The following is a 14,983-nucleotide window of genomic DNA, read 5'->3' as shown; positions in this document are numbered from 1 at the left end:
GCTGGAATGCTTATCCCAAAGAGAGTTAAATACCGCAAGCAGCATCGCCCGGACCGTCATGGTATGTCCAAGGGCGGCAACGAGATCGCCTTCGGTGATTACGGCATCCAGGCGCTTGCCCCGGCTTATGTGACGAACCGTCAGATCGAAGCCGCACGTATCGCCATGACCCGCTACATCAAGCGTGGTGGCCGCGTGTGGATCACGATTTTCCCGGATCGCCCGCTGACGAAGCACCCGCTCGGCGCCCGAATGGGTTCCGGTAAGGGCGCGCCTGAGTTCTGGATCGCCGATATCCACCCCGGTCGAGTCATGTTCGAGATCGGTGGTGTCTCGGAGGATGTCGCTCACGAGGCTCTGCGCCGCGCTATCGACAAGCTCCCCATGAAGTGCCGTATTATCGCGCGTGAAGGCGGTGACATCTGATGCCAGTCGGAACTGCAGACTATTCCATCAAGAATCTCAACGAGAAGACCAATGCGGAAATCGAGGGCTTCCTCAAGAAGTCCAAGGAAGAGCTGTTCAACCTGCGCTTCCAGCACGCAACCGGCCAGCTCGAAAACACCGCCCGTCTCAAGGCCGTCAAGCGCGACATCGCCCGGATGTACACCGTCCTGCGCGAGCGCGAACTCGGTATCACCGAGGAGCCTGAGGCTGCGGATACGAAAGCTGAGGAGAAGTAAGCATGGCTGAAAAGCAAGAGCGTAACTTCCGCAAGGTTCGTCGCGGTTACGTCGTGTCCGAAGCTATGGACAAGACGATTACCGTCGAGCTCGAGCAGCGTTCGACCCACCCGCTGTACGGCAAGGTCGTCCGCTCTACCCGCAAGGTCAAGGCCCATGATGAACACAACGAAGCCCACGTTGGCGACCTCGTGAGTATTATGGAGACTCGGCCTCTGAGCAAGACCAAGCGTTGGCGTCTCGATAGCATTATCGAGCGCGCCAAGTAACAAGTTCGGCAAGGCTCCGCGATCACCCGCAAGGGTGCTCGGGGAGAACCAGCTCGGCTAAGGAGAATCAATGATTCAGCAGGAAACGCGGCTTCATGTCGCCGACAACACGGGTGCCAAGGAGATCTTGGCCATCCGAGTGCTCGGCGGATCGAAGCGACGCTATGCCGGCATCGGCGACGTGATCGTCGCCACCGTCAAGGACGCCATTCCTGGCGGGTCGGTCAAGAAGGGCGACGTGGTGAAGGCCGTTGTCGTCCGCACCGTCAAGGAACACCGCCGTGCGGATGGTTCCTACATCAAGTTCGACGAGAACGCCGCTGTGCTCCTCGGCTCTGGCCAGGAACCCAAGGGCACTCGTATCTTCGGACCGGTCGGTCGTGAGCTGCGCGATAAGCGCTTCATGAAGATCGTGTCCCTCGCTCCGGAGGTGATCTGAATGGTAGCCAAGATCAAGAGCGGCGACCAGGTCAAGGTCATCCGCGGCAAGGATCGCGGCAAGGAAGGCAAGGTCTTGCGTGTGCTGCCCAACGATCGACTGATCGTTGAGGGTGTGCAGATCGTCAAGAAGCATGTCCGTGCCACCCAGCAGGGCCAGCAGTCCGGCATTGTTCCGGTCGAGGCCCCGATCCATCGCTCCAACGTGATGCTGATCGACCCGGAGACCAAGCAGCCGACCCGCGTTGGCGTGGTCGTTAAGCAGGAGGCTCGTGACGGCAAGGTGAAAACCGTGCGCGTGCGTGTCGCCAAGAAGTCCGGAAAGGAGCTGGCATGACCGATACAACAGTCGAAGCGCCGGCAACTCCGCGCTTGAAGCAGAAGTACTTCGACCAGATCGTGCCTGAGCTCGAGAAGGAATTCAAGTATTCCAACCCGATGCAGGTTGCTCGTCTGCAGAAGGTCGTTGTCTCCATGGGTGTCGGTGCCGCTGCCCGCGACTCCAAGCTCATCGAAGGTGCTGTGAAGGACCTGACGGCCATCACTGGTCAGAAGCCGAAGATTACCCACGCGAAGAAGTCCGTCGCGCAGTTCCATCTGCGTGAGGGCCAGGCCATTGGCGCGTACGTCACGCTCCGCGGCGACCGCATGTGGGAGTTCCTCGATCGTCTTCTGACGCTGGCCCTGCCGCGTATCCGCGATTTCCGCGGCATCGACGGCAACCAGTTCGACGGCCAGGGCAACTACAACTTCGGTCTCACTGAGCAGTCCATGTTCCACGAGATCGATCCTGATTCCATTGACCACGTCCGTGGTATGGACATCACCGTGGTGACGAACACCAAGGACGACAAGGAAGCCCGCGTGCTGCTTAAGCACCTCGGTTTCCCCTTCAAGGAGAACTGAAATGGCAAAAACCGCTCTGAAGAACAAGGCGGCCGCCAAGCCGAAGTTCAAGGTGCGCGCCTACACGCGTTGCCAGGTTTGTGGTCGTCCCCACTCCGTGTACCGCAAGTTCGGCCTGTGCCGCATCTGCCTTCGCGAGAAGGCTCACCGTGGCGAGCTGCCCGGAGTTACGAAGTCCAGTTGGTAAACATCGACGCTGAAGGTCCGCGGCCCAATCGGGTGCACAGCACCCGTGAGGGCGGCGGAAACCACGGCGAGAAAGGGCGTTAGCCCACATGACAATGACAGATCCGATCGCAGACATGCTCACGCGTCTGCGTAATGCGAGCGCGGCAAAGCACCAGACCGTGGATATGCCGTACTCCAAGTTCAAGGCGAACATCGCCGAGATCCTCAAGCGTGAAGGCTATATCGCTGATTTCACGGCGAAGGAAGCCAAGGTCGGCCAGACCCTCGAAATCACGCTGAAGTATGGTCCTCACGGCGAGCGTTCCATCCAGGGCATCAAGCGTATTTCGAAGCCGGGCATGCGTCGCTATGCGAAGTCCGACTCCTTGCCGATGCCGCTCGGCGGCCTCGGTGTCGCCATCATCTCGACGAGCTCGGGATTGCTGACCCAGAAGGAATGCCTCGACCGGGGCATCGGCGGCGAAATCGTCGCTTACGTTTGGTGAGAAAGGAGAGCTGAAACATGGCATCGCATATTGGTAAGCTCCCCGTCACCATCCCGGCTGGCGTGGAAGTAAAGATTGAAGGTCAGACCTTCTCCACAAAGGGCCCGAAGGGCTCTGATTCCTTCGTGATTCCGGAAGGCATCACCGGCAAGGTCGAAGGCAACGAAATCATCCTGACCCCGGCCGACGATCTGCGTCCGACCCGTGCCAAGCACGGTCTGGCCCGCTCGATCATCGCGTCCATGGTCAAGGGCGTGCACGAGGGCTACACCAAGACCCTCGACATCGTCGGCACTGGTTATCGCGCGCAGCTCAAGGGCAAGAGCATCGAGTTCTCCCTCGGCTACTCGCACACCATCACCGTCGATCCGCCTGAAGGCATCGAGTTCGAACTGCCGAACGCCAACCAGGTGATCGTCAAGGGCTCCGACAAGCAGGCCGTTGGCCAGGCTGCCGCGAACATCCGCAAGCTTCGTGCTCCGGAACCCTACAAGGGCAAGGGCATCAAGTACAGCGACGAGCACATCCTGCGCAAGGCTGGAAAGGCTGGTAAGTGATATGAGCGTCAAGATTTTCGGCAAGGGCAAGAAGTTCTCCCGTCTTCGTCGTCACGCCCGCCTGCGCAAGCGCATTTCCGGTACCCCGGAGCGTCCGCGCCTGGTGGTCACCCGTTCCAACCGTCACATGGTCGCCCAGATTGTGGACGATACCAAGGGCATCACCTTGGCAAGCGCTTCCACTATGTCCCACGATTTCGATGGGTTCGAAGGCAACAAGACCGAAGCGGCCAAGAAGGTCGGTGAACTTGTCGCTCAGCGCGCCAAGGACGCCGGTATCACCAAGGTCGTGTTCGACCGCGGTGGCTACAAGTACCATGGTCGCGTCGCAGCTGTTGCTGATGGCGCCCGCGAGGGAGGTCTGGCACTGTGAGCGATAACGAGAAGGAAACCCAAGTGGCTGAAGAAACTCAGAACACTCAGGCTGCTGCAGAGAACAACGACGAGCGCAAGTCCCGTCGTGGCCAGCGCGGTGAAGGCCGTCGCGGTGAGCGTCGCAACCGTCGTGAAGAGAATCACGGCGACGAGCTGCTCGATCGCGTGGTCACCATCAACCGCGTGTCCAAGACCCACAAGGGTGGTCGTACCTTCAGCTTCGCCGCCCTCGTGGTAGTCGGTGACGGCAAGGGCACTGTGGGTGTCGGCTATGGCAAGTCCCGTGAGGTCCCGGCGGCTATCGCCAAGGGCCAGCTGGACGCCAAGAAGCACATGTTCACCGTTCCGCGCGTCAAGGGCACCATCACCCACCCGGTGATTGGTCATGACGCCGCTGGCACCGTGATGCTTCGCCCGGCTGCCCCCGGTACCGGCGTTATCGCCGGCGGTGCTGTCCGCGCCGTCATGGAGTGCGCTGGCATCTCCGACATCCTCACCAAGTCCATGGGCTCCGCAACCGCGGTGAACGTGGTCCGTGCAACCGTGGCTGCTCTCAAGCAGCTCGAAGAGCCGGAAGAGATCGCGGCGCGCCGTGGCCTCTCGCTCGAAGAGGTTGCTCCGGATGCTCTGCTGCGCGCTCGCGCCGAGGGCATCGCTGAGGCCCGCAAGGCCCGTGAGGAAGCCCAGGCTAAGGCAGCCGCTGAAACGAAGGATGGTGAGTGATGGCTAATCTGAAGATCACCCTGATCCACGGTGTGGTGAACACCACCCCACGCCAGCGTGCTACGGTGCAGACTCTGGGTCTGCACAAGATCGGCCAGAGCGTCGTCCGTGAGGACACCGCCGCCAACCGTGGCTTGGTCAACGCTGTGCGCCACCTGGTCACCGTTGAGGAGGCTGACTGATTATGGCAAACGAAGAAGCAGACATCCTGCAAATGCATGATCTGCACCCGGCTCCGGGAGCCAAGAAGGACCGTATCCGCGTTGGTCGCGGTGAAGGTTCCAAGGGCAAGACCTCGGGCCGTGGCGCCAAGGGCACTAAGAAGCGCTATCAGGTTCGTCCTGGCTTCGAAGGCGGACAGCTGCCGCTGTACATGCGTCTTCCGAAGCTGCGTGGCTTCAAGAGCCCGTTCAAGCAGGTCTACCAGGTCGTCAACATCGCTACGCTGAACGAGCTGTTCCCTGAGGGCGGCGAAGTCACCGTGGCTGATCTGGTCAAGAAGCGCGCTGTGCGTGCTGGCAACCCGGTTAAGATTCTTGGCGATGGAGACACCAAGCTGGCGTTCACCATCAAGGGCGTGAAGGCTTCGGCCTCCGCCAAGGCCAAGATTGAGGCCGCAGGCGGCTCCATCTCCGAGAACTGAACTCGGTGATGCTTGCCTGCTAGACAAGCTGATGTGACCCTCTCCTGTACTAGGAGAGGGTCACATCGTATTCTGTACTGTACCCGCGGTTTCGACCACACTGTCGGCGTTGCCTCGCGTGCATCGACGCGCGTCAGGTAGACGGCATAGGGTAAACTGTGGAACTTAGAGTGTGACATTGCACGTTCGCGTGGTTTCCTCGCGCAAGACATAAGGGAAGGAACCCCAGGTGAGGACGTTAATCCAGGCCTTCAAGACCAAGGAATTGAGGAACAAGATCCTCTTTGTACTTGGCATGATCATCATTTACCGTATCGGCTCATTCATCCCGACACCGGGTGTCGACGTCAAAGTCGTCCAGCAGTGCGTCGGCAAGATGAGCACGGTATCCGAGAACTTCATCGGTCTGGTCAACCTCTTCTCCGGCGGCGCTATGCTCCAGCTGTCGATCTTCGCACTGGGCGTCATGCCGTACATCACGGCATCCATCGTCATCCAGCTGCTGCGTGTGGTCATTCCTCGTTTCGAAATGCTGCACAAGGAAGGCCAGTCCGGCGAAGCGAAGCTCACCCAGTACACCCGTTATCTGACCATTGGCTTGGCGGTGCTCCAATCCACCACCATCCTGGTCACTGCGCGTTCCGGTGCACTGTTCAACTACCAGTGCTCGCAGGTCATCCCGAACGATTCAGTATGGAATCTGGTAGTTATGGTCCTCATCATGACTGGCGGCACCGGCTTCATCATGTGGATGGCCGAGCTCATCACCGATAAGGGCATCGGCCAGGGCATGTCGATTCTTATCTTTATGTCAATCTGCTCCGGCTTCCTGCCGCAGCTGTGGGAAATCGGCTGGGGCACGAATGGCAAGGACGGCAACTGGACCAAGTTCGGCATCGTCGTCGGCGTTCTGCTCGTCATCATGATCTTCGTCGTGTATGTCGAACTTGCTCAGCGCCGGATTCCTGTGCAGTACACACGCCGCATGATCGGCCGTAAGATGTACGGCGGTTCGTCAACCTACCTGCCGCTCAAGATCAACATGAGCGGCGTTATTCCGCCGATTTTCGCGTCCTCGATCCTGTCCATCCCGACACTGATTGCGCAGTTTGGCAACAGCGACCAGAGCTGGGTCAAGTGGATTAACACCAACCTTGCCAGCACCACCACCGTGTGGTACATCGTGCTGTATGCCATCCAGATTGTGTTCTTCACCTTCTTCTACACGTCCATCACCTTCGATCCGGACGAAGTTGCCGACAACATGAAGGATTACGGCGGGTTCATCCCGGGTATCCGTGCCGGTAGCGCGACCAGCCGTTATCTTGGCTATGTGATGAACCGTCTTGATACGGTGGGCGCCATCTACCTGCTGTTTGTGGCACTCATCCCGACTGTTCTCATCATGTCTATGCAGCTGAATAACCGTCTGCCCTTCGGCGGCACGACGATCCTGATCATCGCAGGCGTCGGCCTTGACACTCTGCGTCAGGCGAAGGCTCAGACCGAGCAGTTCCAGTACACCGGATTCCTGTTCGAGAACACCGAGCACGTCGAAGGCAAGTAATCACAACCACAACCGGGTACGGTCCTTGGGGCCGTACCCGAACTGTTATCCGTAGCCGCACAAAGTGAGCACAGATAACAGTTTCGCTATCACCGTGTATGACATGTAAATTGTGTGTGGCCTCATCTGAGTCTTAGGCTCCGGGCACGAGGTCGCGGATCATTGGCTTATCAAGCCAGCAACCACAGGAAAGGAACACCATGCGTCTGCTGATCATGGGACCGCAGGGCGTCGGCAAGGGAACCCAGGCCGCTCTGCTGAGTAAGCATTACAACATCCCGGCGATTTCCACCGGAGATATTTTCCGCTACAACCTGAAAAACCACACCGAGCTCGGCAAGCAGGCACAGGCATATATCGACAAGGGCGAACTCGTGCCGGACGAGCTGACGAACTCAATCGTCAAGGATCGTCTTGCCAAAGACGACACCAGCAACGGTTGGATTCTTGACGGGTATCCGCGTAACGCCGCCCAGGTCGCGGCGCTCGACAAGATGCTTGACGAACTGGGCACCCCCTTGGATTATGCTGTCGCCCTCGACGCGGCGCAGGATGTCCTGCTGGAACGCATGAAGAAGCGTGCAGCCGAGGAAGGTCGTTCCGACGACACCCCGGAAGCCATTGCGAAGCGTCTTGAGACCTATGCGAAGGAGACCGCACCGCTGCTTGACATCTACCGCAACCGTGGCAAGCTCGTCAGCGTCAATGGCGTCGGCGAAATCGAAGCCATCAACAAAGAGATCATCGCCAAGCTCGGCTGACGATCACAGGCGGTCCGTTATCCGACGAACCGCGTGATCATCGAAGCTGGTGGCGCAACACGCCGTATGTTGCACCACCAGCTTTTCGTGTATTATTGCAATTTGGTGTGTCTTCGGATACCCATAGTAATTCGTCTGAGGAACGGAACGAGGCTCATGGCAAAAGACGGTGTGATTGAAGTCGAAGGCAAGGTGGTGGAAGCACTGCCGAACGCGATGTTTCGCGTGGAACTTGAGAACAAGCACATCGTGCTGGCAACGATTTCCGGAAAGATGCGCAAGAACTACATCCGTATTCTTCCGCAGGACCGGGTTGTGCTGGAGATGAGCCCCTACGATCTGAACCGCGGGCGTATTACGTACCGTTACAAGTAAGGTACAAGCAAAGGAAAACCATGAAGGTCAGCCCTAGTGTGAAGAGGATCTGCGAAAACTGCCGCGTGATCCGTCGTCACGGCCGCGTCATGGTGATCTGCACGAACCCGCGCCACAAGCAGCGTCAGGGCTGAGCAGATTTCCAGCGGCATATGAACAGACACTGAATCACAGCGCAAGCTGAACCCCGGGTACGCAGGCCCGGGCCGGGAAACCGGGCGATTCGGTGTGAGACCTGCGCAAAACAAAAGGAATCGCAATGGCACGTCTTGCCGGAGTCGACATCCCAAATGAGAAGCGTATCGAGATTGCGCTGACCTACATCTTTGGTGTGGGCCGCACTCGTGCGAAGGAAACGCTTGCCGCGACCGGAATCAATCCGGATACCCGCGTCAAGGATCTTACGGATGAGCAGCTCATCACGCTGCGCGACTATCTTGAAGCCAACTACAAGATCGAAGGCGATCTGCGTCGTGAAATCGATGCGGACATCCGTCGTAAGATCCAGATCAACTGCTACCAAGGCCAGCGTCACCGTAGGGGACTTCCTGTGCGCGGTCAGCGCACCAAGACCAACGCCCGCACCCGCAAGGGTCCGAAGCGTACGGTCGCCGGAAAGAAGAAGGCCACCAAGTAAGGTGGCGTGCCCCGGGCCACGAGACGGACTAGCTCATCGCCCGGGCATTCAAGTTCGTTACTAGGAAACGAGGGTCAATGGCAGCCAACAAGCAAGCTGCGCGCAAGCCGCGTCGCCGGGACCGCAAGTCGGTGCCGGTCGGGCAGGCGCACATCAAGTCCACTTTCAATAACACCATCATCTCGATTACGGACCCGTCCGGAGCGGTTGTCTCCTGGGCGTCCGGTGGCGATGTCGGTTTCAAGGGCTCCCGCAAGTCCACGCCGTACGCCGCTGGCATGGCCGCCGAATCCGCTGCCCGCAAGGCGATGGAACACGGCGTCAAGAAGGTCGACGTATTCGTGAAGGGCCCGGGTTCCGGTCGTGAAACCGCCATCCGTTCCCTGCAGTCCGCCGGACTCGAGGTCGGTTCCATCACCGACGTCACCCCACAAGCGCATAACGGCGTTCGTCCTCCGAAGCGTCGTCGCGTCTGAGCACTTTTACAATCCACCCATCCAACCCGCTTATGGCCGGTGAGTGCACCACCGATCAGAAGCTGAAAGGATAACCACAGTGCTTATCGCACAGCGTCCGACACTTACCGAGGAATCTCTCAATCCACAGCGCTCACGTTTCGTGATCGAGCCGCTCGAGCCTGGCTTCGGCTATACGCTCGGCAACTCCCTGCGCCGCACGCTGCTCAGCTCCATCCCTGGAGCGGCAGTCACTTCGGTCCGCATCTCCGGCGCCCTGCATGAGTTCACTACTCTGCCTGGCGTGGTCGAGGATGTCACCGAGATCCTGCTCAACATCAAGGGCATCGTGCTGACCAGCGAATACGACGAGCCAGTGGTCATGTATCTGCGCAAAAGCGGTAAGGGCGAGGCTACGGCGGGAGATATCACGCCGCCTGCCGGCGTCACCATCGCTAATCCGGATCTGCACATCGCCACGCTCGAAGACGATGGTGAACTCGAGATTGAGTTCACCGTTGAACGCGGCCGCGGTTATGTGCCTGCTCAGATGAACAAGCAGGATAACGACGAAATCGGCCGCATCCCGGTCGATTCGATCTACTCCCCGGTTCTCAAGGTGAGCTACAAAGTCGAGGCCACTCGCGTGGAACAGCGCACCGACTTCGACAAGCTCATTCTGGACGTGGAGACCAAGCCCGCCATTTCGCCGCGTGATGCGGTGGCTTCGGCCGGCTCGACCCTGGTTGAGCTTTTCGGCTTGTGCCGTGAGCTCAATGCTCAGGCCGAGGGCGTCGAGGTTGGTCCGGCACCGGTTGCCGAAGAGACCAACCCCGAGATGTCCATCCCGATCGAGGATCTCAATCTCACGCAGCGCAGCTACAACTGCCTCAAGCGCGAGGGGATTCACACCATCGGCGAGCTGGTGTCCCACACCGAGCAGGATCTGCTCGATATCCGCAATTTCGGTATGAAGTCCATCGACGAAGTCAAGGAGAAGCTGCAAGGTTTCGGCCTGTCGCTCAAGCCTTCGCCACTTGGCGGATTTGATACCAACAACCTCGAAGGTGGCACGTTCTTCTCGCCGGAAGATGAGTGAACCGCACCTTTGACCAACCGTTCCTGATCGGATGTTCGGGCATCTGCCCACCTGAGCGGGAACAATAAGGAGTAAACATGCCAAAACCGAAGAAAGGCCCGCGTCTGGCGTCGAGCCCGGCACATGAGCGCCTGATGCTCGCGAACATGGCGACCAGCCTGTTCCGTAACGGCAGCATCAAGACCACCCTGCCGAAGGCAAAGCGTCTGCGTCCGCTTGCCGAGCGCCTGATCACCTTCGCCAAGCGTGGTGATTTGCACTCCCGCCGTCGCGTGATGCGCGTCATTCGTGACAAGTCCATTGTCCACAAGCTCTTCACTGAGATTGCCGAGCAGATGGAACAGCGTGAGGGTGGCTACACCCGCATCGTCAAGATTGCTCCGCGTCGTGGTGATTCCGCTCCGCAGGCCATCATCGAGCTCGTCACCGAGCCGGTTGCCAAGAAGGCCGTCGTGAAGGAAGCTGAAGCCGCTGCCAAGACCGCCGCGAAGGAAGACAGCGAGGCTGTTGCAGCCGCCGCCGATGCCGCGATCGCTGATGGCGCTGCTGATGATGCTGTTGAGCAGGCTGTGGCCGCCAACGAGTCCGGCAACGATGTCGCCGCTGCTGACGCCGCCGCTGTTGACCTCGACAAGACCGCGGATGCCGCGGATGCCGAGGCTGCTGAGCAGGCTGAGGAAGCTGACGTGGCTGATGACGCCGAGAAGGCTGCTGACGAGAAGTGAGTGAACCGTCACCTTCCGTGACTGTTGCACAACACTGATGACTGGGGTCGGATCCATACGGGTCCGACCCCAGTTGTCGTATATGATCGCATATCGGGGTATTGTCACGGGACGTATCCTGCAGATGTCTGTTCACTGTCGCATGCCCCTTGATTAACGGCACATATTTATGCCAAGGTCGTATACTTGAGCCGATGAGATTGAGAATTGACCTTTCCTACGATGGCGGCGGATATCATGGCTGGGCGCGACAGCCTGACCTGCGCACAGTACAAGGCGAACTGGAACACGCGTTGGCGACCATCCTTCGACTTGCTGACGAGCGGGAGGTTCGTGTCACTGTCGCCGGCCGAACCGATACCGGCGTGCATGCGTTGGGGCAGGTGTGCCACGTCGATATATCGCCCGAGGTTCTTGACTCATGCATCGGCCATATGCGGGCGAATGGTGTCGAGGCGTTGGAGCGTCGCCTCAGGCATGTGTTGCCCGATGATATCGTTATCCGCTCCATCAGCCGCGCGCCTGACGGTTTTGACGCGCGATTCTCTGCGCTGGAGCGAACTTACGTCTATCGGATTTGTGATGAAGGTCGGCCGGTGGACCCCAGGATGCGCGGATTTGTGACGGCAATCCCGGATCGTCTTGATTTAGGCCTAATGAACGAGGCAGCCCGGATGACCGTAGGCCTGCACGATTTCGGCTCGTTCGCGACACCCAATCCCGGGGGAACAACCATCAGGGAGGTCAAGCGCGCCCACTGGGACAGAATCCCGGATGCACCGTTGGTGTCGGAGGATTCCGATACGGCAGGGTATCGGGTGTCTGTTCTCGAGTCAGGGCTGGTCTGTTTCACGATCGTCGCTGATGCCTTCGCCCACAATATGGTGCGTTCGTTGGTTAATGCTTGCGTGCAGGTAGGCAGAGGTAGGAAAAGCTTGGACTGGTTCGCGCACAAAATGGCCGAGCCGGTTCGTGAGGGTTCAACCGGGCCTATCGATGCGCGCGGATTGACGTTGGAGCACGTGTCCTACCCTCCGGATGATGAACTGGCTGCGCGTGCCGAGGCAATCAGGGCGAAGCGCACCTTGGAATAGCTGTTCGGTTGCACGTTAGTCGCACATGCTTAAGTCGGCATGTGAGAACAGCTTGGCGGGGGTATATTCTCGCATCATCGCGACACGCGGGACGGATGTGCGTGAAATTGTCCTATAATAATCAGGTTGCATGTTTTCTGCAGTCATCGCAGTGACGAGCGACTTGGATGAGTGTCCGAGCGGTCGAAGGAGCACGCCTCGAAAGCGTGTGAGGGCGAAACCCTCCGCGAGTTCGAATCTCGCCTCATCCGCAGTACCCCGTGGGTTTCACCCGCGGGGTTTCTTGTTATCAAGTCGAAAACCGCGCGGTTCCAACGGTTTCACGGTGTGTCTCGCCACCAGGCAGGGTTGCGTCGAGGAGCATACGGATACATGTTACGGCGCATATTGGGGGACGCATTAGGGGCATGGTGGGCGCGTGCCGCAACGCCGTTGAGGATGATAGGCAATAACTTTGATTCCTATATGCCGCAGCGAGATGTATGGGAGACTGGAACATTGTTCAGGTCTGCGTGCGCATCGTGTATGCCGCGGCATGCGAAGCTGAACAATATCGTCGGAAAGCAGCAGCTCCGGGCTGTGCCCTGCGGTCTGCGCATTCCCGGACATACGCAACTCGCCATATTGCTCACGGATGGGGCATGGCGTCTCCCGTCTGCCATGCGGCGTATGCCGGGGCATACGTAAACCGACATTACGGCTCCTGGGCGGGCCTGAAAAAGTCGCGGATTTCGCATCATCGGAGAGATATTCAGAGATTATTCGAAAAATCTCTCTCGCGCAGGATTTTCGGCGTGATTTTTCGGACTTGCTGATACACAGGCATACAGAGACGAAGAGGACCGATGGGCCAGACGTATTTATCTGGCCACCCACAGTTCGTCGAGTCGTGGGTATTACGGGATCGCGAACTATGCCAGGTGTGGCGTCATTGCTTGCTGCTGCTTGCGAAAACCGCAAAATCGGCGCTCGGGTAGCCTTGCTCAAACGCCTCGTAGCAATGCCCCGTAATCAGACGCACCAACACGAGCATCTGATTGGTGCGGGTGCTGGCTGCTGTAGCCCCGGTGTTCGAGACGGTGTTGTCGGGGGATGCGAGGGCGGCCAACTCCTCCAACGCGCAGTCGATTTCGATGATGGACACTGTGGACGCCTGCAATCCTGTTGATTTGTCGGTTGCAGTGCTCGGATTGGCGAGCAGATTGGATATGTCGTATTCTTTCTGCCGCAAATCGCCGGTATTGCCCGCGATAGACATCAACTGCGACCCGGCGGCATGATGGTTGTCGCTTGCGGTGAGGGTCGCGCCGGCCACCCCCTTGGCGGCGAGCACTTGCAATGCGGAGCCTGCACGGTCTTCGGCAAGCGCGAGTTTGCGAAGAATTGCTTTGCTTAACGGCAGTGCTGTCAGCCCATCGAGACGCTGTCTGCGCAGGGCGTTGCCGTCGTGGGCGCTCGCCGTGTAGGTCTGTGAGATGCTTTGCGCGAGATTGTTGGCCAGCCATTGGGCTTGCGCGCTGCGGATGACCCCTTCTGAAATGCGTTGCGGACATGCTGCCGCGACGGTCTGCCAGTCTTGCGCCGACTGCGATGACGCCAAGTATCTGACGATGATTGGCCCGTGCTGTGCGCGGGAGTCGTTGTCGGTGGCGGAGCGGTAGGAGCGCTCGCAGTCGGTTTCCTGATATTCCGATTCGGCTCGTCCTGCGATTCTGGGGGATGAGCATGCAGTCGTGGCAGTCATCACCGCGATTGTGGCAACGCATATGGCGGCGTATCTGAAGATAGTGCGCGCACGGCGAAGGAGGGGGCTGCGTGTCTGCATAATCATCTAAAGTAGTACGTAACTGTGACTAATTGGGCAAAGCGCTCGGTAATAACTTCACATAGGAGGTCTTGCAGGATGGAACTGGACCTGGCAGGTATTCACCAGCTGGCAGCTGGTCAGGGAATTGACGCCGAGACGCTGGATGATGCACTTTCTGAGGCATTGCGACTGGCTTATCTCAAAACACCGCACGCGGCGAAGCATGCCCGCGTCGAGCTTGACGAGCGTGCAGGCACGTTCACGATCTGGGCTCAGGACGAGATTCCGGTCGAGCCGACCGAGGATGACCCTCATCCGGCGCCGAAGTTGGGGGAGGAGTATGACGACACCCCGCATGATTTCGGTCGTCTCGCCGCCGCGACGGCGCGTCAGGTCATCAGCCAGCTGTTCCGCAAGGCTGAGGATGACCGTGTGCTTGGCGCCTTCGCAGGGCAGAAGGGCAAGCTGATCACCGGTATCGTCCAGCAGGATGCTAAGGATCCGAGCAATGTACATATCGCCGTTGGCGATGTCGAGGCGTTGCTTCCCCGTCGCGAGCAGGTGCCGGGCGAGCGGTACCGTCACGGCGAACGTCTGCGCGTGTATGTGGTCAATGTCTCCCGCGGCCTGCGCGGACCGGAGATTGTCGTGTCCCGTTCCCACCCTGAACTCGTCCGTCGTCTGTTCGAGCGTGAGGTGCCTGAGCTGGTTTCTGGCGCTGTGTCCATCATGGCGATTGCACGTGAAGCGGGCGCCCGCACCAAGATCGCGGTCAAGGCGAACACCGACGGCGTCAATCCGAAGGGCGCGCTGATCGGCCCCGCGGGTTCCAGAGTGCGTGCCGTCATGGAGAATCTCGGCCATGAGAAGATCGATATCGTCGATTGGTCCGCAGATCCGGCGAAGTTTGTGGCGTCGGCGCTGTCCCCTGCGGTTGCGACGGATGTGCAGGTCATCAGTGAGAAGAACAAGACCGCCATCGCGTTCATCCATGACGACCAGCTGTCGCTCGCCATCGGCAAGGAAGGACAGAACGCCCGTCTCGCCGCGAAGCTGACCGGTTGGAAGATCGGCATCGAGTCTGCCGAGCAGCATAAGGCGAAGCTCGCAGCCGAACGGGCAGCCGAGGACGGCGCGTCACAATCGGCTGAAAACAAGTAGACACGGCTCGCGCCGCAATCCACAGTCTCCGGTA

General features: G+C 59.2%; 24 protein-coding genes and 1 tRNA gene. 24 read left to right on the top strand and 1 reads right to left on the bottom strand.

The window, feature by feature from the left end:
* Positions 1 to 6: 6 nt before the first annotated feature.
* The 23 genes from rplP (at position 7) to CQR48_RS07005 (ending at position 12,232) form a co-directional block, all read left to right on the top strand.
* Positions 7 to 426, top strand: a complete 420-nt coding sequence (gene rplP, locus CQR48_RS07115; RefSeq protein WP_015450965.1) for a 50S ribosomal protein L16 — start codon at positions 7 to 9, stop codon at positions 424 to 426.
* Positions 426 to 683 carry a 50S ribosomal protein L29 gene (gene rpmC, locus CQR48_RS07110; protein WP_015450964.1) on the top strand — a complete coding sequence of 86 codons (258 nt, stop codon included), beginning with the start codon at positions 426 to 428 and terminating at the stop codon, positions 681 to 683. Before rplP ends, rpmC begins: the two co-directional genes overlap by 1 nt.
* Positions 684 to 685: 2 nt before the next feature.
* The gene (gene rpsQ, locus CQR48_RS07105; protein ID WP_015450963.1) at positions 686 to 952 is read left to right on the top strand and encodes a 30S ribosomal protein S17; all 267 of its coding nucleotides are present in this window, start codon (positions 686 to 688) and stop codon (positions 950 to 952) included.
* Between the two features lie 70 nt (positions 953 to 1,022).
* Entirely contained in the window at positions 1,023 to 1,391 is a 369-nt protein-coding gene (gene rplN, locus CQR48_RS07100) for a 50S ribosomal protein L14 (protein ID WP_015450962.1), read from the top strand.
* On the top strand, positions 1,392 to 1,727 hold the full coding sequence (gene rplX, locus CQR48_RS07095; protein WP_015450961.1) for a 50S ribosomal protein L24: 336 nt from the start codon (positions 1,392 to 1,394) through the stop codon (positions 1,725 to 1,727).
* Positions 1,724 to 2,296: a 50S ribosomal protein L5 gene (gene rplE / locus CQR48_RS07090; protein ID WP_015450960.1), complete on the top strand. Its 573-nt coding sequence runs from the start codon at positions 1,724 to 1,726 to the stop codon at positions 2,294 to 2,296. Before rplX ends, rplE begins: the two co-directional genes overlap by 4 nt.
* A 1-nt stretch (position 2,297) precedes the next feature.
* Positions 2,298 to 2,483: a type Z 30S ribosomal protein S14 gene (locus CQR48_RS07085; protein ID WP_003808046.1), complete on the top strand. Its 186-nt coding sequence runs from the start codon at positions 2,298 to 2,300 to the stop codon at positions 2,481 to 2,483.
* 88 nt (positions 2,484 to 2,571) lie between these two features.
* Complete coding sequence (rpsH, locus tag CQR48_RS07080; protein ID WP_015450959.1) at positions 2,572 to 2,970, top strand: 30S ribosomal protein S8; 399 nt, start codon at positions 2,572 to 2,574, stop codon at positions 2,968 to 2,970.
* Between the two features lie 17 nt (positions 2,971 to 2,987).
* Positions 2,988 to 3,527: a 50S ribosomal protein L6 gene (rplF, locus tag CQR48_RS07075; RefSeq protein ID WP_015450958.1), complete on the top strand. Its 540-nt coding sequence runs from the start codon at positions 2,988 to 2,990 to the stop codon at positions 3,525 to 3,527.
* A gap of 1 nt (position 3,528) precedes the next feature.
* Positions 3,529 to 3,900: a 50S ribosomal protein L18 gene (rplR, locus tag CQR48_RS07070; RefSeq protein WP_015450957.1), complete on the top strand. Its 372-nt coding sequence runs from the start codon at positions 3,529 to 3,531 to the stop codon at positions 3,898 to 3,900.
* A complete protein-coding gene (gene rpsE, locus CQR48_RS07065; protein ID WP_015450956.1) occupies positions 3,897 to 4,625 on the top strand; it encodes a 30S ribosomal protein S5 in 729 nt (242 codons plus the stop codon). The genes rplR and rpsE overlap by 4 nt, the downstream gene beginning before the upstream one ends.
* Positions 4,625 to 4,807 carry a 50S ribosomal protein L30 gene (gene rpmD, locus CQR48_RS07060; RefSeq protein WP_015450955.1) on the top strand — a complete coding sequence of 61 codons (183 nt, stop codon included), beginning with the start codon at positions 4,625 to 4,627 and terminating at the stop codon, positions 4,805 to 4,807. The genes rpsE and rpmD overlap by 1 nt, the downstream gene beginning before the upstream one ends.
* 2 nt (positions 4,808 to 4,809) lie before the next feature.
* Positions 4,810 to 5,268 (top strand): 50S ribosomal protein L15, encoded by a 459-nt coding sequence (rplO, locus tag CQR48_RS07055; RefSeq protein WP_015450954.1) that lies wholly within the window; start codon positions 4,810 to 4,812, stop codon positions 5,266 to 5,268.
* Between the two features lie 229 nt (positions 5,269 to 5,497).
* Positions 5,498 to 6,835 (top strand): preprotein translocase subunit SecY, encoded by a 1,338-nt coding sequence (secY, locus tag CQR48_RS07050; RefSeq protein WP_033491826.1) that lies wholly within the window; start codon positions 5,498 to 5,500, stop codon positions 6,833 to 6,835.
* A 200-nt stretch (positions 6,836 to 7,035) separates the two neighbouring features.
* Entirely contained in the window at positions 7,036 to 7,596 is a 561-nt protein-coding gene (locus CQR48_RS07045) for an adenylate kinase (protein WP_044091629.1), read from the top strand.
* Between the two features lie 156 nt (positions 7,597 to 7,752).
* Positions 7,753 to 7,971, top strand: coding sequence for a translation initiation factor IF-1 (gene infA / locus CQR48_RS07040; protein WP_015450951.1), 219 nt, complete (start codon positions 7,753 to 7,755; stop codon positions 7,969 to 7,971).
* Between the two features lie 20 nt (positions 7,972 to 7,991).
* Positions 7,992 to 8,105, top strand: coding sequence for a 50S ribosomal protein L36 (gene rpmJ, locus CQR48_RS07035; RefSeq protein WP_003814578.1), 114 nt, complete (start codon positions 7,992 to 7,994; stop codon positions 8,103 to 8,105).
* Positions 8,106 to 8,230: 125 nt separating this feature from the next.
* Positions 8,231 to 8,608, top strand: coding sequence for a 30S ribosomal protein S13 (gene rpsM, locus CQR48_RS07030; protein ID WP_015450950.1), 378 nt, complete (start codon positions 8,231 to 8,233; stop codon positions 8,606 to 8,608).
* Between the two features lie 77 nt (positions 8,609 to 8,685).
* The gene (rpsK, locus tag CQR48_RS07025; protein ID WP_015450949.1) at positions 8,686 to 9,084 is read left to right on the top strand and encodes a 30S ribosomal protein S11; all 399 of its coding nucleotides are present in this window, start codon (positions 8,686 to 8,688) and stop codon (positions 9,082 to 9,084) included.
* A 79-nt stretch (positions 9,085 to 9,163) separates the two neighbouring features.
* Positions 9,164 to 10,162 (top strand): DNA-directed RNA polymerase subunit alpha, encoded by a 999-nt coding sequence (locus tag CQR48_RS07020; RefSeq protein WP_015450948.1) that lies wholly within the window; start codon positions 9,164 to 9,166, stop codon positions 10,160 to 10,162.
* Between the two features lie 77 nt (positions 10,163 to 10,239).
* Entirely contained in the window at positions 10,240 to 10,887 is a 648-nt protein-coding gene (gene rplQ, locus CQR48_RS07015; RefSeq protein WP_015450947.1) for a 50S ribosomal protein L17, read from the top strand.
* A 194-nt stretch (positions 10,888 to 11,081) separates the two neighbouring features.
* Positions 11,082 to 11,981 (top strand): tRNA pseudouridine(38-40) synthase TruA, encoded by a 900-nt coding sequence (truA, locus tag CQR48_RS07010; RefSeq protein ID WP_101452454.1) that lies wholly within the window; start codon positions 11,082 to 11,084, stop codon positions 11,979 to 11,981.
* A gap of 165 nt (positions 11,982 to 12,146) precedes the next feature.
* Positions 12,147 to 12,232, top strand: a tRNA-Ser gene (locus tag CQR48_RS07005).
* 677 nt (positions 12,233 to 12,909) lie between these two features.
* Here the strand turns inward: CQR48_RS07005 and CQR48_RS07000 are convergent.
* Positions 12,910 to 13,725: a hypothetical protein gene (locus CQR48_RS07000; protein WP_101452453.1), complete on the bottom strand. Its 816-nt coding sequence runs from the start codon at positions 13,723 to 13,725 to the stop codon at positions 12,910 to 12,912.
* A 159-nt stretch (positions 13,726 to 13,884) separates the two neighbouring features.
* Here CQR48_RS07000 and nusA point away from each other — a divergent pair, with 159 nt between their 5' ends.
* Positions 13,885 to 14,949 (top strand): transcription termination factor NusA, encoded by a 1,065-nt coding sequence (gene nusA / locus CQR48_RS06995; protein WP_101452452.1) that lies wholly within the window; start codon positions 13,885 to 13,887, stop codon positions 14,947 to 14,949.
* Positions 14,950 to 14,983: the final 34 nt, after the last annotated feature.

Source organism: Bifidobacterium thermophilum (assembly GCF_002846655.1).
In the GTDB taxonomy this organism is placed as follows: Bacteria; Actinomycetota; Actinomycetes; order Actinomycetales; family Bifidobacteriaceae; genus Bifidobacterium; species Bifidobacterium thermophilum.
Note: the sequence above shows the minus strand (reverse complement) of the source record. Positions and strands in the feature narration are given on the sequence as shown.

Excerpts from the sequence above, each read along its gene's own strand:
- rplP (WP_015450965.1), top strand. The coding sequence starts at position 7 with ATGCTTATCCCAAAGAGAGTTAAATACCGCAAGCAGCATCGCCCGGAC.
- rpmC (WP_015450964.1), top strand. The coding sequence starts at position 426 with ATGCCAGTCGGAACTGCAGACTATTCCATCAAGAATCTCAACGAGAAG.
- rpsQ (WP_015450963.1), top strand. The coding sequence starts at position 686 with ATGGCTGAAAAGCAAGAGCGTAACTTCCGCAAGGTTCGTCGCGGTTAC.
- rplN (WP_015450962.1), top strand. The coding sequence starts at position 1,023 with ATGATTCAGCAGGAAACGCGGCTTCATGTCGCCGACAACACGGGTGCC.
- rplX (WP_015450961.1), top strand. The coding sequence starts at position 1,392 with ATGGTAGCCAAGATCAAGAGCGGCGACCAGGTCAAGGTCATCCGCGGC.
- rplE (WP_015450960.1), top strand. The coding sequence starts at position 1,724 with ATGACCGATACAACAGTCGAAGCGCCGGCAACTCCGCGCTTGAAGCAG.
- CQR48_RS07085 (WP_003808046.1), top strand. The coding sequence starts at position 2,298 with ATGGCAAAAACCGCTCTGAAGAACAAGGCGGCCGCCAAGCCGAAGTTC.
- rpsH (WP_015450959.1), top strand. The coding sequence starts at position 2,572 with ATGACAATGACAGATCCGATCGCAGACATGCTCACGCGTCTGCGTAAT.
- rplF (WP_015450958.1), top strand. The coding sequence starts at position 2,988 with ATGGCATCGCATATTGGTAAGCTCCCCGTCACCATCCCGGCTGGCGTG.
- rplR (WP_015450957.1), top strand. The coding sequence starts at position 3,529 with ATGAGCGTCAAGATTTTCGGCAAGGGCAAGAAGTTCTCCCGTCTTCGT.
- rpmD (WP_015450955.1), top strand. The coding sequence starts at position 4,625 with ATGGCTAATCTGAAGATCACCCTGATCCACGGTGTGGTGAACACCACC.
- rplO (WP_015450954.1), top strand. The coding sequence starts at position 4,810 with ATGGCAAACGAAGAAGCAGACATCCTGCAAATGCATGATCTGCACCCG.
- CQR48_RS07045 (WP_044091629.1), top strand. The coding sequence starts at position 7,036 with ATGCGTCTGCTGATCATGGGACCGCAGGGCGTCGGCAAGGGAACCCAG.
- infA (WP_015450951.1), top strand. The coding sequence starts at position 7,753 with ATGGCAAAAGACGGTGTGATTGAAGTCGAAGGCAAGGTGGTGGAAGCA.
- rpmJ (WP_003814578.1), top strand. The coding sequence starts at position 7,992 with ATGAAGGTCAGCCCTAGTGTGAAGAGGATCTGCGAAAACTGCCGCGTG.
- rpsM (WP_015450950.1), top strand. The coding sequence starts at position 8,231 with ATGGCACGTCTTGCCGGAGTCGACATCCCAAATGAGAAGCGTATCGAG.
- rpsK (WP_015450949.1), top strand. The coding sequence starts at position 8,686 with ATGGCAGCCAACAAGCAAGCTGCGCGCAAGCCGCGTCGCCGGGACCGC.
- rplQ (WP_015450947.1), top strand. The coding sequence starts at position 10,240 with ATGCCAAAACCGAAGAAAGGCCCGCGTCTGGCGTCGAGCCCGGCACAT.
- truA (WP_101452454.1), top strand. The coding sequence starts at position 11,082 with ATGAGATTGAGAATTGACCTTTCCTACGATGGCGGCGGATATCATGGC.
- CQR48_RS07000 (WP_101452453.1), bottom strand. The coding sequence starts at position 13,725 with ATGACTGCCACGACTGCATGCTCATCCCCCAGAATCGCAGGACGAGCC.
- nusA (WP_101452452.1), top strand. The coding sequence starts at position 13,885 with ATGGAACTGGACCTGGCAGGTATTCACCAGCTGGCAGCTGGTCAGGGA.